The following is a 14,745-nucleotide window of genomic DNA, read 5'->3' on the forward strand; positions in this document are numbered from 1 at the left end:
GTGTTAGGGAAATTATAATGAAAAAAGTATTGATTGCCGCGCTGCTCGCTAGCGTCAGCCTTTCCGCTACCGCAGCCCAGACCATCCGTTTCGCCACCGAAGCGTCTTATCCTCCGTTTGAATCCATTGATGCGAACAATAAAATTGTTGGCTTCGACGTTGACCTGGCTAACGCCCTGTGTAAAGAGATCGACGCGACCTGCACCTTCAGCAACCAGTCGTTCGACAGCCTGATCCCGAGCCTGAAGTTCCGCCGCATCGACGCGGTGATGGCCGGCATGGACATCACCCCGGAGCGTGAAAAGCAGGTTCTGTTCACTGCGCCTTACTATGACAACTCAGCCCTGTTCATCGGTCAGAAAGGCAAATACGCCTCTGTCGATCTGCTGAAAGGCAAGAAGGTGGGCGTTCAAAACGGCACCACGCACCAGAAATTCATTATGGATAAGCATCCGGAAATCACCACTGTGCCGTATGACAGCTACCAGAATGCGAAGCTGGACCTGCAAAACGGTCGTATCGATGCGGTCTTCGGGGACACGGCTGTCGTGACTGAATGGCTGAAAGCGAACGACAAGCTGGCCGCCGTGGGTGACAAGGTGACCGATAAAGACTACTTCGGTACAGGTCTGGGTATTGCCGTACGTCAGGGCAACACCGAGTTGCAGCAGAAATTCAATGCTGCGCTGGAAAAAGTGAAGAAAGACGGCACCTACGAAACCATCTACAAAAAATGGTTCCAGAAGTAATTCCTGATGAATGAAATTTTTCCTTTAGCAAGCGCCGCCGGGATGACCGTCGGCCTTGCCGTTTGTGCACTGATTATCGGCCTGGTACTGGCGATGTTCTTTGCGGTGTGGGAGTCCGTTAAGTGGCGCCCTGTCGCATGGCTCGGTTCAGCGCTGGTAACCGTGCTGCGCGGGCTACCGGAAATTCTGGTGGTCCTGTTTATCTATTTCGGTTCCTCACAGCTGCTGCTCACGCTGTCGGACGGCTTTACCCTTAACCTCGGCGTTGCGCAGATCCCGGTGCAGATGCAGATCGAGAACTTCGACGTCAGCCCATTCCTGTGCGGCGTGATTGCGCTCTCCCTGCTCTATTCGGCCTATGCGTCACAAACGCTGCGCGGCGCGCTGAAGGCGGTGCCGCAGGGTCAGTGGGAATCCGGCCAGGCGCTGGGCCTGTCGAAAGCGGCGATCTTCTTCCGCCTGGTCATGCCGCAGATGTGGCGTCATGCCCTGCCGGGGCTGGGTAATCAGTGGCTGGTCCTGTTGAAAGATACCGCGCTGGTGAGCCTGATCAGCGTGAACGATTTGATGCTGCAAACCAAAAGCATCGCCACCCGTACGCAGGAGCCTTTTACCTGGTACATTGTGGCGGCAGCGATCTACCTGGCGATCACGTTGCTGAGCCAGTACGTTCTTAAGCGTATTGATCTGCGTGCAACGCGTTTTGAACGGAGACCAGGCTGATGCTGGACTATTTACCCGAACTGATGAAAGGGCTGCACACCAGCCTGACGCTGACCGTCGCGTCCATCATCGTGGCGCTGATTCTGGCGCTGATCTTCACCATCGTCCTGACGCTGAAAACGCCGGTGCTGGTGTGGATTGTACGCGGTTACATTACGCTGTTTACCGGTACGCCGCTGCTGGTGCAGATTTTCCTGATTTACTACGGTCCGGGGCAGTTCCCGTCGTTACAGCAATACCCGGTGATCTGGCACCTGCTCTCTGAGCCGTGGCTATGCGCACTGATTGCCCTCTCGCTGAACAGCGCCGCCTATACCACGCAGCTGTTTTACGGTGCAATCCGCGCGATCCCGGAAGACCAGTGGCAGTCCTGCGGCGCGCTGGGCATGAGCAAGAAGGACACGCTAGCGATCCTGCTGCCGTACGCCTTTAAGCGCGCGCTCTCTTCCTATTCCAACGAAGTCGTTCTGGTGTTCAAAAGTACCTCTCTGGCCTACACCATCACCCTGATGGAAGTGATGGGCCACGGGCAACTGCTGTATGGACGCACCTACGACGTGATGGTGTTCGGTGCGGCCGGGCTGGTGTATCTGGTGGTCAACGGCCTGCTGACGCTGATGATGCGCCTGATCGAACGTAAGGCGCTGGCATTCGAGCGGAGATCGTAGGCCGGGCCCGCCCGGCAGGAAATGCATAAACGTGAATACACGTGACGGATAACCTTTTGGTTATCCGTTTTTTTTTGCCTACCATCTAATATTTAATCATTTATATTGCATATAAATTCATTAAATGGCATTGTACTTTCATAAGACCTACAGACGGGAGCAACACAATGAAAAAGTTAGTTCTGGCCGCATTACTGGCAACCTTCGCCGCTGGCGCGTCAGCCGCAGATAAAATCAATTTCGGCGTTTCTGCCACCTATCCGCCGTTTGAATCGCTGGATGCCAGCAACCAGATCGTCGGTTTCGACATCGACCTGGCGAAAGCGCTGTGCAAGCAGATGCAGGCCGACTGCACCTTTACTAACCACGCGTTTGACAGCCTGATCCCGTCCCTCAAGTTCAAAAAATATGATGCGGTGATCTCCGGTATGGATATCACGCCAGAGCGCAGCAAGCAGGTCGCGTTCACCGACCCGTACTACGCGAACTCTGCGGTGGTGATTGCGAAGAAAGGCGCGTACACCTCCTTTGACCAGCTGAAAGGCAAGCGCATCGGCATGGAAAACGGCACCACGCACCAGAAATACCTCCAGGACAAGCATCCTGAAGTCAAAACCGTGGCCTATGACAGCTACCAGAACGCGATTATCGACCTGAAAAATGGCCGTATTGACGGCGTATTCGGCGACACCGCCGTGGTGAACGAATGGCTGAAAACCAACCCGCAGCTGGGGACAGCGACAGAGAAAGTGACCGATCCGCAATACTTCGGTACAGGCCTCGGCATCGCGGTACGCCCGGATAACAAAGCCCTGCTGGAAAAACTGAACGGCGCACTGAAAGCGATCAAGGCTGACGGTATGTATCAGAAAATCAGCGAGCAGTGGTTCCCGCAGTAATCGCTTTTTGCCGGGTGGTCTGGCCTACGGGGGTGGTCTGTAGGCCGGGTAAGCGCAGCGCCACCCGGCAATTTCTCACAGCGGCACAAAGAACCTGAACCGCGCCCCGCTTACGGACTCCATCAACCGGATCCCCCCGCCGTGCAGCTCCAGCATTCTTTTCACGATCAATAGCCCTAATCCGCCCCGGTTGTCCCGCGACGCCTGAGGATTTAACGCTGAAGGCCGCTGGAACAGATCGTCCCGCAAGGCCGCATCGACGCCCGCGCCGTTATCTTCCACTTCAACCTGCAACCGGTCGTTCTCCTGCCACACCGCCAGACGAATGTCTCCACCCGGTGGCGTATGGCGTATCGCGTTATCCAGCAGATTCGTCACCACCCGTTCAATCATGGAGACGTCGGCGTTCACCAGCGGCAGCGGACCCGGCACATCAATATGCAAATTTAACTCCCGCGTGCGGGCGGCCAGCTCAAACTTCTGCGCCACGTCGGAAATCAGCTCGGCCATGGCAAAACGCTCGCGCTGGGGCTTGATGCCGCCGTGCTCAAGACGCGCCAGCTCAAACAGCTGCTGCGACAGATGGCGCACCTTTTGCCCCTGGCGCAGCGCGGTGGCGAGGTACTGCTGGTGCTCCTGCGGCGTCAGCGTCGCGGATTTCAGCGACAGCGTTTCCAGATACCCCAGCAGCGAGGTCAGCGGCGTACGCAAATCGTGTGAAATATTGGCGATAAACTCCCGGCGCTGACGGTCGCTGTCGGCCAGCCGATCCCACTGAGAGGTGATTTTGCGCGCCAGCTCAATAAAGGTATTGCGCAGGATCGCCACTTCATCCTGGCCGGCAGGCGCCAGCGACTGGGCCGCCAGCTGCTTGATCGCGCTGATGCTGTCCTGCTCCAGACCGGCCACGTCCATCGTGAGCTGTTTGACCGGACGCGTCACCCAGTACCAGATGAGCACCCCCGCCAGCAGGCCAAACAGCGCCACCAGCAGCATGGACCACAGCGCCGTACTCCAGAGCGCTTTGTGCCAGGCCGTCTCCGCCAGCGCGTTGAACTCCTCCCCCTGCAAAATAATGTACAGATAGCCTTTCAGCTCGCCGTCCTGACGCAGCGGCGTGGCGCTGAAGATCTTTTTATTCTGACTGCGGGGGTCGTCGCCCAGCACCGGCATCACCGTCCCGCTCAGGAAATTTTGAATCGGCGCGAGGTCAATTTTTTGCCGCTGGATGTGGCCCGGCGGGGCGGCATCGGCCAGGATTTCGCCATCCGGGGAGACAACATACAGCTCGACGCTCGGATTAAAGGTCATCAGCCGGTCGAACAGGGGCTTTAAGGCACTGCGATCCACCCTGCCCTGCGCGTTTAGAATCGGTTCCCGCTGGACGATCTGCTGCGCCAGCCCGCCGGAGAGCCGCTGCACCATGGCGTTGCCGTACTGCATGCTGCTGTAGAGCTGCACCGCACAGGCAACGGTAGCGCAGAGCAGCAATAACGCCGTAAACAGCAGCGTCAGGCGCTGGCTCAGGCTAAAGCGACGCATCATGGTTACGCTCCGCAAACTTATAGCCTTTACCCCAGACGGTGCGAATGATTTCCGGCTCGGCGGCATCTTTCTCAATTTTGATGCGCAGGCGGTTGATGTGGGTATTGACGGTGTGCTCGTAGCCTTCGTGCTGATAGCCCCACACCTGCTCCAGCAGCGCCAGCCGCGAGAAGACCTCGCCGGGATGACGGGCAAAGAAATAGAGCAGCTCAAATTCGCGCGGGGTGAGATCGACGTGTTGGCCGTTGAGACGCACGCTGCGCGCCAGCGGATCGATAGTCAGGCCGTGCGCCTGAATAATGCCGTCCGTCTGCGCCTGCCCCATCGCCTGCTGACGGCGGAACAGCGCCTTAATGCGGGCAATCAGCTCCTGCACCGAGAACGGTTTTGCCAGATAATCATCCGCCCCGGTTTCCAGGCCGGTAATACGATCGGTTTCACTGCTGCGGGCGCTAATGATGATAATGGGCAGGTAGCGGGTCATCTGGCGGATACGGCGGCAAATTTCCAGGCCGTCGACGTTCGGCAGCATCAGATCGAGGATCACCGCGTCCCACGGCTGTTTTTCCAGAAGCGGTAACGCCTTTCCCCCGTCCGGCTCGTGGGTAATGGTGTAGCCTTCATCTTCTAAGTTGAGGCGCAGGAGCGCCGCAATATCGTGGTCATCTTCCACCAGCAGGATCTGCTTCATCGGTAAGCCTTTATTCAATTTTTATGACGTAAGCTTACCTGATTTCGCAGGGATGAAGAGTTCACATTTTGTTTAAGATTTCACGAGCAACGTCAGCACTTCGTAATGCGCGGTGTGCGGGAACATATCAAAGAGCTGAACGCGCTCAATGCGGTAACCCGGCAGATTAGCGATATCTTTCGCCATGGTCTGTGCGTTACAGCTGGAATAAACGATGTACTTAGGCGCCATCTGGCTCAGGTAGTCGCAAAGTGCCTGGCCGATGCCCCGGCGCGGCGGATTCACCAGCACCAGCTCCGGCACGTTGCCCTGCCCGGTCGCGAACTGCGTGGAGTCCAGCGCCTGGAAGTGCAGATTGGTTAACCCCAGTTCAGCGGCGGACTGCTTTGCGCAGGCAATCGCTTCGGCGGAGATTTCAATGCCGGTGAGCTGCATGTCCGGCGTGGCGCAGTGCAGGCCAAAGCCGCCGACGCCGCAGAACAGATCCCACATGTGATGAACCTGTAACGCGCGCACCCAGTCGCGCGCGGTGGCGTACAGCGCGCTGGCGACGGTGGGGTTAGTCTGGAAGAAACTTTGCGGACGGATCCACAGCGGCACGCCGTTGAAGTTCTCCGCCAGCGCATGCTGTTCGGTGAAGAAAATCTCTTTCTCCCCTTCCATGATCGCCATATGCACCGGCTGAATGTTGGCCGTGATCACCCGCAACGGCGGAAGCTGGGCCTGCAATGCTGGCAGCGCTGCGCGCAGCTGCTCCAGCTTGCTCTCTGAGCGCAGCACGAAGCGCAGCATCATGCCGCCGTCGATCTGGCTTTCGGTCAGCAGGAGGTATTTCAGCTCGCCGCGCCTGCGGGCAACGTTATAGGGCGTTAACCCCGCGCGGGCGATAAACGGCTTCAGTGCGGCAAACACCAGTTCAAACGAAGCGGGATACAGCGGGCAGGCGGTGAGGTCTTCCGGCGTGCCGTCACGGTGGAGCATGCCCAGCAGCGGCTTTTCGACGCTGCCGCTGACCACCATTTTGGCTTTATTACGAAAGCCCTGCTCCGGCCCGCTGACGGGTGCGCACCACTCGCCTACCGCGTGGCCGGCAAGCAGCTGCTGTAAATCGGCCATTTTGGCGGTGAGTTGTTGAGAGACCGGCTGTTCTATCCACTGACAGGAGCGGCAGCGACCGGCGTCATAGAGTGCGCACTGCATATGAAAACCTCAAGGAAAACGAGGGCTGCGATTATACACATTATTGCAGGCGGAAGAACCGCCGACTGGAGGCGGGAACATAGAGCAGGCAGAGCACCAGCATGTCCGGCAATTTCTGCATCACTAAGGAATGGAAAATCTCGCGGCGGGAACCGCCGGGAATGCTGAACAGCTCCGGATAGCCGTAGCCCAGCGAGGCGGCCCACAGATAGCTGGCAGCGGTGATCTGCGTAAGAAAATAGACCCAGCGCGCCCAGTTGCGCCCCTTTACCAGCGAGAACGCGCAATAGATCTCAATAAACACCAGCATCAGGCTGCTGAGAAACACCAGCGTCAGATTCCACGTCTGCGCGCTGCGATGAATGAACTCCCCCATGCCCCGCGGGCCCAGCGTGTTCATAATCATCAGCACATCCAGGCAGCGGATCATAATAATGGCGAGCGCCGCCACCTGAACCAGCGCAGGGACGTTCGGACGGGCGTGCGAATGACGTGTTTTTTGCAAGAATCCCAATGTTTTTACTTCCCTGAAAAACAGTGCCGCGTCATACGCGGCACATCACTGGAAATAATAATTCCTTCAGCCGCGTCTTGCACGCTGGATATCGCGAACGCGCTGCTTTTCCGCGCGCGCCATCAAATACCAGGCGATAAATCCGACAATTCCGACCACGCCGAGAATGATAGACGCCAGGGCGTTAATCTCCGGATTTACCCCCATGCGCACGCTGGAGAAGACCAGCATCGGCAGCGTCGTCGCGCCCGGCCCCGAGACAAAGCTGGCGATAACCAGATCGTCGAGCGAGAGCGTGAACGCCAGCAGCCAGCCGGAGATGACCGCCGGCATAATCATCGGCAGCGTGATGATGAAGAAAACCTTCAGCGGTGTGGCGCCGAGATCCATCGCCGCCTCTTCAATGGAGCGGTCCAGCTCGCGCAGACGCGAGGAGATCACCACCGCCACGTACGCCGTACAGAAGGTCACGTGCGCCAGCCAGATGGTAAGCATCCCGCGATCCGCCGGCCAGCCGATGGCGTGCGCCAGCGCCACAAACAGCAGCAGCAGCGACAGGCCGGTGATCACGTCCGGCATCACCAGCGGCGCGGTGATCATAAACGCAAAGCCGTTGGCCCCGCGGAAGCGGCCAAAGCGCACCATCACCAGCGCGGCAATCGTGCCCAGCACGCAGGCCATCGTCGCCGCCAGCGCTGCAATGGTCAGGCTTAATCCGACCGCGCTCATCATCGCCTCGTCGTGGAACAGCGCGCTATACCAGCGCGTTGACCAGCCCGCCCAGACGGTCACCAGCTTTGAGCTGTTGAACGAGTAGATCACCAGCATCAGCATCGGCGCGTACAGGAAGGTGAAGCCAATCACGAGGATCAGAATGCGCCACGGAGAGCGTACTACCGGCAAGTTGTTCATCCGCGATCTCCCATCTGTTTCTGCTGATGCTTGTGGAACCACATGATCGGCACGATCAGCAGCAGCAACATGACGATCGCCACCGCCGAGGCCACCGGCCAGTCGCGGTTATTGAAGAACTCCTGCCACAGCACGCGGCCAATCATGATGCTGTCCGGACCGCCGAGCAGTTCCGGGATCACAAACTCCCCGACCGCCGGGATAAACACCAGCATCGACCCGGCAATGATCCCGCCTTTGGTCAGCGGCACGATCACGCTGAAGAAGGTCTTCAGCGGCCGCGCGCCGAGATCCAGCGAGGCTTCCACCAGCGAGTAGTCAATGCGCGTCAGGGCGGTGTAAATCGGCAGCACCATAAACGGCAGGTAGGCGTAAACAATCCCGATATACACCGCGAGGTTGGTGTGCAGGATGGTCAACGGCTGGTCGATGACGCCAAGCCACAGCAGAAAGTTATTCAGGATGCCGTTATTTTTCAGGATCCCCATCCAGGCGTATACGCGGATCAGGAACGACGTCCACGACGGTAAAATCACCAGCAGCAGCAAAATGTTTCGCGTTGACGGCTTGCTGTGCGCCACCGCCCACGCCAGCGGGTAGCCCATCAGCAGACAGCAAATCGTCGAGACGGCGGCCACCTGCAACGACTGTAAATAGGCTTCGAAATAGAGCGGATCCTCGGTGAGCTGAAGGAAGTTGCCCAGATTCAGCGTCAGCGTCAGCTGCCCGTCGGCCCACTCCCACAGATCGGTGTACGGCGGGATCGCCCGCGCCATCTCCGCCAGGCTGATCTTAAAGACGATCAGGAACGGCAGCAGAAACAGCAGGATCAGCCAGATATACGGCATGGCGATGACCAGCTTGCGGCCATGCGCCATCTGCACGCGCGCCAGCCAACGCGCGAAGCCGCCCGGTGTTTTGACGCGGGCTGGAGGTTCAAGTGTACTCATGGCCGCTCCTTATACCGTCAGTACGACGCAGCTGTCCGCATCCCAGCACAGGCTCACTTCATCGCCCCAGGTTGGCTGTCCCTTGCGATACCGGTGCTCGTTCTGTAGCTGGGCGCTGAGCATCTGCCCGCTTTTCAGGCGAACGTGATAAATCGACAGGTCGCCGAGATAGGCAATGTGCACCACTTCGCCCACGGCAAAGTTATAGCCATCGGCGGGCGGCTCATCGCAGAGCATGATTTTTTCCGGGCGCAGGGCCACGTAGACCGGCACGTTGTCCACCACGGAGTTGTCAGAGTCAACCTTCAGCGGGTGCACCAGCCCCGGCGATTCTATCACCAGGCCATCGTCCTGACGCTCCTTCAGCAGCCCTTCAAAGACGTTCACCGAGCCGATAAACTCCGCGCTGTAGCGGGTGGTCGGGTGCTCGTAGATCTCTTCCGGCTCGCCAATCTGCACGAACTTACCGCGATTCATGATCGCAATGCGCCCGGCCATGGTCATCGCCTCTTCCTGGTCGTGGGTCACCATCACGCAGGTCACGCCCACGCGCTCGAGGATATCCACCACTTCCAGCTGCATCCGGTCGCGCAGCTTTTTATCCAGGGCGCCCATCGGCTCGTCGAGCAACAGCAGCTTCGGACGCTTCGCCAGGCTTCTTGCCAGCGCCACGCGCTGACGCTGGCCGCCGGAAAGCTGGTGCGGCTTGCGCTTCGCGAACTCCTGCATGTGCACCAGGCTCAACATCTCCGCCACGCGCGCGGTGATTTCGGCTTTCGGCAGCTTGTCCTGCTTCAGGCCGAAGGCGATATTCTGCTCGACGGTCATGTGCGGAAACAGCGCGTAGGACTGAAACATCATGTTTATGGGCCGCTGGTACGGCGGCACGCTGGAGAGATCAACGCCGTCCAGCACTATCTGCCCGGCGGTCGGCTGTTCAAACCCGGCGAGCATGCGCAGCAGCGTGGACTTACCGCAGCCCGATGCGCCGAGCAGGGCGAATATTTCGCCTTTGTAGATCGTCAGGCTGACGTCGTCCACGGCATGCTGGCCGTCGAAGGATTTGGTGAGGTTACGAATTTCAAGAAGCGGGGTCAGCGCTTTACGGACTTTCGCCTGCGGGCGGGGGATCGCGTCATTCACGGGGTGCTCTCCGGCATAGATCAACACTGGTGCAAACGCACCGTCAGGGTGCGCATCGCCGGGCGGCGCTAACGCTTGCCCGGCCTACGGGTTGTGTCGGCCCGGTAAGCGTTAGCGCCACCGGGCAACGATATCAAACGCCGTTACTTACCGCTTTTCACCTTCGTCCACGCGCGGGTGCGCACGCGGTCGATCTTAGGCTCCTGCACCTTCAGGGTGAACAGCTTGGCAAAGACGTCCGCTGGCGGATAGATCGCCGGGTTATTGCGGATATCCTCGCTGACCATCGGCACGGAGGCCTTGTTACCGTTAGCGTAGTAAACGTGGTCGCTAATGTGGGCAATCACTTCCGGACGCATCAGGTAGTTGAGGAACTGATACGCTTCCTCTTTGTTTTTCGCATCAGCCGGCATGGCGAAGACGTCAAAGAACGCCAGCGCGCCCTCTTTCGGAATGAAGTAGGAAACATTCACGCCGTTTTTCGCCTCTTTCGCACGGTTCGCCGCCTGCCAGACGTCACCCGCCCAGCCGATCGCCACGCAGATATCGCCGTTCGCCAGGTCGTTGATGTACTGAGAGGAGTGGAAGTAGCGAATATTCGGACGCAGCTTCAGCAGCAAGTCGGTTGCCGGACCGGTGTAGTCGTCAGCCTTGCTGCTGTTGGGATCTTTGCCAAGGTAGTTAAGCACGGTGGCAAAAATTTCTTCCGGCGCATCGAGGAAAGAGACGCCGCAGCTTTTGAGCTTTTCAAGGTTTTCCGGCTTCAGCACCACGTCCCAGCTGTCCAGCTTGACGTCCGGGCCCAGCGCGGCTTTGACCTTATCCACGTTAAAGCCGATGCCGGTGGTCGCCCACAGGTATGGCATCGCGTATTTATTCTCCGGATCGTGCTTAGCCACCAGCTTCAGCACCTCCGGATCGAGGTTTTTCCAGTTGGGTAATTTGCTCTTATCCAGCGGCTGGAAAACGCCGGCGGTCAGCTGACGCTCAAGGAAACTTGCCGACGGCACAACCAGGTCAAAGCCGGTGCTGCCCGCCATCAGTTTGCCTTCCAGCACTTCGTTTGAATCGAATACGTCGTAGACCACTTTAATGCCGGTCTCTTTTTCAAAATTGGCGACGGTGTCCGGCGCAATATAGTCAGACCAGTTATAGACGTGCAGCGTTTTTTGTTCCGCAGCGAGCGTGCCGGCAGAGACGGCCATCAGAGCACCCGCAACCAGACCCGATAACCATTTTTTATTCAAGGCGATCATATTGTTATTCCTTCTGAAAGCTCGTTAACAAACGAACCAAAACTGTGCAGCCTGAAGATATGCAATAATCATGCATAGTTTGTCGCTCTGCCCGAAATAAATATAACCCCCTTTTTCCGGCAGGATCCGCTCGCTTTTTTAAGCATCGCAAGGATAACTGTAGCCCGTGTCTCCGGCTATAGCCCAGACGAAAAAACGCCTTTTATCAATTTTTTATGCAGATTATGTCTACGTGATAAGCCGAAACGGCCTGAGAGGAGGTGAAAAATTCTTTAAAGAAAGGTTAAAAGCAGCAGAAAAAACGGTGTTATGCAGCCGCTCTGGCAGCGACTGCGCAAAAGTCAGACGGCCTTAGTGGAGAAAATTGGGAGATGCATCATTATTCTCAGCATCATCTTCCGCGCTGTACAGCAGGTGGTGTGCGTTGGCTTCCATCATTACCATGGAAATCTGCTCTTCGCTCAGGCGCATAAACCAGGCGAACTGCTTGAAGGAGAGCCCGGCGCCGGAGAATAAAGACTGGCAAACCACCAGCTTCGGCAGGTTATCATCCTGTATGTCGAGAAACGCTTTGACCGTCAGAGAACTGGCGTTAATTGCAGACAGATCGGACGCCAGCGCCAGCAGCGCGGAAGGCTTCACTTCGGCCAGCGCCGAGAAAAGAATGACGTCGTTAATCAAATCGATTTTGGCATCGAAAATGCCGTCGAAATTTTGCATGTGAGGCAGATGCAGCGCCTGGCAGGAGTCGCATTCGAAGAAAGTAATACCGGCATCATCGAGCCATTGACGTAACGTATCCAGTGTAGGTACGACCTGTAAATCCATCGCTGTGCAGCCTCTTAAATAAAAACGTTGTCCAGATTACGCAAAAAGTGCGCGCCGATCCATTTAACCGCCCGTTTTCAGGCAAAATCCCGGCGTCGCGTGACGTTCAATCCACGCGATCATTTTACCTGCAATATCGACGCCCGTGGTTTTTTCCACCCCTTCCAGCCCCGGCGAGGCGTTGACCTCCATCACCAGCGGCCCGCGCTCGGCGCGCAGCAGATCGACCCCCGCAACGTCCAGGCCTAACGTCTGTGCGGCTTTCACCGCGATCGCACGCTCGCGCTCGCTGATAATGGCCACCCGCGCAATGCCGCCGCGGTGCAGGTTCGAGCGGAAGTCGCCCTCTTTCGCCTGCCGCTCAATGGCAGCCACCACTTCGTCGCCCACCACAAAGCAGCGGATATCGCACCCTTTGGCCTCTTTAATATATTCCTGCACCAGAATATGGGCATTCAGACCGCGAAACGCGTCAATCACGCTTTCAGCCGCCTGACGCGTCTCCGCCAGTACTACCCCGATTCCCTGCGTGCCTTCCACCAGCTTTATGACCAGCGGCGCACCGCCCACCATGTCGATCAAATCGCTGGTGTCGTCTGGGGAGTGGGCAATCCCGGTGACGGGCAGATCGATCCCCTGGCGCGCCAGCAGCTGTAGCGAGCGCAGTTTATCGCGGGCGCGGGAAATCGCCACGGACTCGTTGAGCGGATAGCTTCCCAGCATTTCAAACTGGCGCAGCGCAGCCGTGCCGTAATAGGTGATCTGGGAGCCAATGCGGGGGATCACCGCATCGAAGTGCGGCAGCTTGCGGCCCTTGTAGTGAATCGACGACGCCGCAGGGTCGATGTTCATATAGCAGGACATCGGATCGAGGATCTCAATCTGATGCCCGCGCTTCGCCGCCGCTTCTCGCAGACGTTTACATGAATAGAGCGTTCCATCCCGGGACAATATGGCAATCTTCACCCTGCACCTCTCTAAAGACATGGTAAAAGCCTGCCTATCATACACGAGGCGTGGGAGGAATGGACTACCGCGTTGCCCAGCCCTGCTTGTGCAGGTAATCAAGAATGAACGGGCGGCTCTCCTTGATAATGGTACGACGAATATGGTCGCTCCAGGTGTCGCGACGGTTGTTGCTGTCGCGCGTCAGGTAGTAGTTCGCCAGCTCTTCGTCGTATTGATTCAGAACGTCCTGGTCGACCGGCTGGTAGTGGTTTTCATGCACCAGCATCGCGGCAGGAATACGCGGCTTCAGATCCGGGTTATCCGCCGGCCAGCCGAGGCACAGGCCAAACAGCGGCAGCACGTGTTTCGGCAGCTTCAGCAGCTCGGTCACGCTTTCGATGTTGTTGCGCAGCCCGCCGATATACACCCCGCCAAGCCCCAGCGATTCCGCCGCCGTGAAGGCGTTTTGCGCCATCAGCGCCGTATCGACCACGCCCAGCAGCAGCTGTTCCGCCAGCCCCAGCTCCGCCTCAGGGCAGATTTGCAGGTGACGGTTAAAATCGGCGCAGAACACCCAGAACTCGGCCGCCTGGGCAACGTGCTTTTGTCCACCCGTGAGCGTCACCAGCTGTTCACGCATCGCCGGATCGGTGATGCGGATAATCGAGCTGCACTGCAAAAAGCTGGAGCTGGAGGTACCGCGCGCGCTGTCGATGATCGCTTCCCGCTGCGCCTGAGTAATTGGCTCATCGGTAAAATGGCGAATGGAACGGTGGGAACGAAGCAGGTCAATGGTTGGCGTCATTTTGTCTCTCTTTGTATTGCGTAAAACGTATGGCAGCCAGTATAGGCAATGATCCCCATGATGTAATTGGCGAAACATAGCCTGACTGTATCAAAGTGACAGGTGAAACCTTCTTTCCATGACGACAGGTTATCGTGCACTATAGGCATTATTCGCCGTCAGGCTTGTTTTTTGAGGAGAGAGAAATGTTTGCAGTAATTTTTGGTCGTCCAGGATGCCCTTACTGTGTGCGCGCGAAAGAGCTGGCTGAGAAACTGACTGAAGAACGTGATGATTTTAACTTCCGCTACGTGGATATCCACGCGGAAGGCATCAGCAAAGCCGATCTGGAAAAAACCGTGGGTAAACCGGTTGAAACCGTGCCGCAGATCTTCCTCGACCAGAAACACATCGGCGGCTGCACCGATTTTGAAGCCTACGCCAAAGAGCACCTTGGCCTGTTTGCCGCTCAGTAAGGCAATCCGAAGACGCCCTCACCCTGAGGGCGTTTTTATTAACGGTGCTTCCGCTGTTGCAGCAGACTGCGCGTAAATAAGAAACACAGCGCGCCCAGCGCACACCAGAAAACGCCGCTCAACAACCACGCCACTTCCTGCCAGACGCTTCTCGACGAGAGAAACAGCACGCGCATCAGAAGCAAGCAGATGGGCGCCGCAAGGATTGCCCCCAGAAGCGGCATCACCACCTCGCCTTTGCGAGAGAGAAAACTGGCCACAGCCCCCGGCAGAATGAAAAACAGCAGGCCCAGCTCCGGATGACCGGACGCTCTGAAGGCGCCCTTCACGTTAAATGCAAGCGACATGCAAACGACCGTAAACAGTAAAAAACAGCTGATTACGCCAGCCCAGTTTCGTTTAAAGTTCAAACTATCCTCCTGACTTATCTCTATCAAATACAAAAATCGTCCGGTGGAC

The 14,745-nt window shown here is 57.5% G+C and carries 17 protein-coding genes; 5 read left to right on the forward strand and 12 right to left on the reverse strand.

Annotated features, from left to right (window positions below; translation table 11 throughout):
- The first annotated feature begins 17 nt into the window (after nt 1-17).
- The 4 genes from artI to artJ all read left to right on the forward strand — a co-directional run bounded on the left by artI (nt 18) and on the right by artJ (nt 3,039).
- Nucleotides 18-749 carry an arginine ABC transporter substrate-binding protein ArtI gene (artI, locus tag INF58_RS18095; protein WP_063449221.1) on the forward strand — a complete coding sequence of 244 codons (732 nt, stop codon included), beginning with the start codon at nt 18-20 and terminating at the stop codon, nt 747-749.
- Nucleotides 750-755: 6 nt separating this feature from the next.
- The gene (gene artQ, locus INF58_RS18100) at nt 756-1,472 is read left to right on the forward strand and encodes an arginine ABC transporter permease ArtQ (protein ID WP_063449222.1); all 717 of its coding nucleotides are present in this window, start codon (nt 756-758) and stop codon (nt 1,470-1,472) included.
- The gene (gene artM, locus INF58_RS18105) at nt 1,472-2,140 is read left to right on the forward strand and encodes an arginine ABC transporter permease ArtM (protein ID WP_193528242.1); all 669 of its coding nucleotides are present in this window, start codon (nt 1,472-1,474) and stop codon (nt 2,138-2,140) included. The genes artQ and artM overlap by 1 nt, the downstream gene beginning before the upstream one ends.
- Nucleotides 2,141-2,307: 167 nt before the next feature.
- Nucleotides 2,308-3,039 (forward strand): arginine ABC transporter substrate-binding protein ArtJ, encoded by a 732-nt coding sequence (artJ, locus tag INF58_RS18110; protein WP_193528243.1) that lies wholly within the window; start codon nt 2,308-2,310, stop codon nt 3,037-3,039.
- A 75-nt stretch (nt 3,040-3,114) separates the two neighbouring features.
- On the opposite strand, the gene INF58_RS18115 is transcribed toward artJ, so the two are convergent.
- The 11 genes from INF58_RS18115 to nfsA form a co-directional block, all read right to left on the reverse strand.
- Complete coding sequence (locus INF58_RS18115; RefSeq protein ID WP_193528244.1) at nt 3,115-4,584, reverse strand: ATP-binding protein; 1,470 nt, start codon at nt 4,582-4,584, stop codon at nt 3,115-3,117.
- Nucleotides 4,568-5,275, reverse strand: coding sequence for a response regulator transcription factor (locus INF58_RS18120; RefSeq protein ID WP_063866230.1), 708 nt, complete (start codon nt 5,273-5,275; stop codon nt 4,568-4,570). The genes INF58_RS18115 and INF58_RS18120 overlap by 17 nt, the downstream gene beginning before the upstream one ends.
- Nucleotides 5,276-5,347: 72 nt before the next feature.
- Entirely contained in the window at nt 5,348-6,475 is a 1,128-nt protein-coding gene (gene rlmC, locus INF58_RS18125) for a 23S rRNA (uracil(747)-C(5))-methyltransferase RlmC (RefSeq protein ID WP_193528245.1), read from the reverse strand.
- Between the two features lie 40 nt (nt 6,476-6,515).
- Complete coding sequence (locus INF58_RS18130) at nt 6,516-7,013, reverse strand: YbjO family protein (protein ID WP_087878582.1); 498 nt, start codon at nt 7,011-7,013, stop codon at nt 6,516-6,518.
- Nucleotides 7,014-7,055: 42 nt separating this feature from the next.
- Entirely contained in the window at nt 7,056-7,901 is an 846-nt protein-coding gene (gene potI, locus INF58_RS18135) for a putrescine ABC transporter permease PotI (RefSeq protein WP_063449228.1), read from the reverse strand.
- Complete coding sequence (gene potH / locus INF58_RS18140; RefSeq protein ID WP_063866228.1) at nt 7,898-8,851, reverse strand: putrescine ABC transporter permease PotH; 954 nt, start codon at nt 8,849-8,851, stop codon at nt 7,898-7,900. Before potH ends, potI begins: the two co-directional genes overlap by 4 nt.
- 9 nt (nt 8,852-8,860) lie before the next feature.
- Nucleotides 8,861-9,994: a putrescine ABC transporter ATP-binding subunit PotG gene (potG, locus tag INF58_RS18145; protein ID WP_017693732.1), complete on the reverse strand. Its 1,134-nt coding sequence runs from the start codon at nt 9,992-9,994 to the stop codon at nt 8,861-8,863.
- A 143-nt stretch (nt 9,995-10,137) separates the two neighbouring features.
- Nucleotides 10,138-11,250: a spermidine/putrescine ABC transporter substrate-binding protein PotF gene (potF, locus tag INF58_RS18150; RefSeq protein WP_063866227.1), complete on the reverse strand. Its 1,113-nt coding sequence runs from the start codon at nt 11,248-11,250 to the stop codon at nt 10,138-10,140.
- 351 nt (nt 11,251-11,601) lie between these two features.
- Nucleotides 11,602-12,078 (reverse strand): YbjN domain-containing protein, encoded by a 477-nt coding sequence (locus INF58_RS18155; RefSeq protein ID WP_003858385.1) that lies wholly within the window; start codon nt 12,076-12,078, stop codon nt 11,602-11,604.
- 63 nt (nt 12,079-12,141) lie between these two features.
- Nucleotides 12,142-13,044: a 30S ribosomal protein S6--L-glutamate ligase gene (gene rimK / locus INF58_RS18160; protein ID WP_064910791.1), complete on the reverse strand. Its 903-nt coding sequence runs from the start codon at nt 13,042-13,044 to the stop codon at nt 12,142-12,144.
- A 64-nt stretch (nt 13,045-13,108) separates the two neighbouring features.
- Nucleotides 13,109-13,831 carry a nitroreductase NfsA gene (gene nfsA, locus INF58_RS18165; protein ID WP_063449232.1) on the reverse strand — a complete coding sequence of 241 codons (723 nt, stop codon included), beginning with the start codon at nt 13,829-13,831 and terminating at the stop codon, nt 13,109-13,111.
- 185 nt (nt 13,832-14,016) lie between these two features.
- On the opposite strand from nfsA, the gene INF58_RS18170 reads away from it, so the two are divergent.
- Nucleotides 14,017-14,286 (forward strand): GrxA family glutaredoxin, encoded by a 270-nt coding sequence (locus INF58_RS18170; protein ID WP_014169305.1) that lies wholly within the window; start codon nt 14,017-14,019, stop codon nt 14,284-14,286.
- 38 nt (nt 14,287-14,324) lie between these two features.
- Here INF58_RS18170 and INF58_RS18175 read toward each other — a convergent pair whose 3' ends face one another.
- Nucleotides 14,325-14,696 carry an inner membrane protein YbjM gene (locus INF58_RS18175; protein ID WP_193528246.1) on the reverse strand — a complete coding sequence of 124 codons (372 nt, stop codon included), beginning with the start codon at nt 14,694-14,696 and terminating at the stop codon, nt 14,325-14,327.
- Nucleotides 14,697-14,745 lie beyond the last annotated feature (49 nt).

It is taken from the genome of Enterobacter cloacae complex sp. P24RS, from assembly GCF_014982165.1.
GTDB lineage: Bacteria > Pseudomonadota > Gammaproteobacteria > Enterobacterales > Enterobacteriaceae > Enterobacter > Enterobacter quasihormaechei.

What these genes read in the sequence shown, in the direction of transcription:
- artQ (WP_063449222.1), top strand. Translation starts at nt 756, where the DNA reads ATGAATGAAATTTTTCCTTTAGCAAGCGCCGCCGGGATGACCGTCGGC.
- artJ (WP_193528243.1), top strand. Translation starts at nt 2,308, where the DNA reads ATGAAAAAGTTAGTTCTGGCCGCATTACTGGCAACCTTCGCCGCTGGC.
- nfsA (WP_063449232.1), bottom strand. Translation starts at nt 13,831, where the DNA reads ATGACGCCAACCATTGACCTGCTTCGTTCCCACCGTTCCATTCGCCAT.
- potH (WP_063866228.1), bottom strand. Translation starts at nt 8,851, where the DNA reads ATGAGTACACTTGAACCTCCAGCCCGCGTCAAAACACCGGGCGGCTTC.
- INF58_RS18170 (WP_014169305.1), top strand. Translation starts at nt 14,017, where the DNA reads ATGTTTGCAGTAATTTTTGGTCGTCCAGGATGCCCTTACTGTGTGCGC.
- artM (WP_193528242.1), top strand. Translation starts at nt 1,472, where the DNA reads ATGCTGGACTATTTACCCGAACTGATGAAAGGGCTGCACACCAGCCTG.
- INF58_RS18155 (WP_003858385.1), bottom strand. Translation starts at nt 12,078, where the DNA reads ATGGATTTACAGGTCGTACCTACACTGGATACGTTACGTCAATGGCTC.
- artI (WP_063449221.1), top strand. Translation starts at nt 18, where the DNA reads ATGAAAAAAGTATTGATTGCCGCGCTGCTCGCTAGCGTCAGCCTTTCC.
- potF (WP_063866227.1), bottom strand. Translation starts at nt 11,250, where the DNA reads ATGATCGCCTTGAATAAAAAATGGTTATCGGGTCTGGTTGCGGGTGCT.
- INF58_RS18115 (WP_193528244.1), bottom strand. Translation starts at nt 4,584, where the DNA reads ATGATGCGTCGCTTTAGCCTGAGCCAGCGCCTGACGCTGCTGTTTACG.
- potI (WP_063449228.1), bottom strand. Translation starts at nt 7,901, where the DNA reads ATGAACAACTTGCCGGTAGTACGCTCTCCGTGGCGCATTCTGATCCTC.
- INF58_RS18120 (WP_063866230.1), bottom strand. Translation starts at nt 5,275, where the DNA reads ATGAAGCAGATCCTGCTGGTGGAAGATGACCACGATATTGCGGCGCTC.
- rlmC (WP_193528245.1), bottom strand. Translation starts at nt 6,475, where the DNA reads ATGCAGTGCGCACTCTATGACGCCGGTCGCTGCCGCTCCTGTCAGTGG.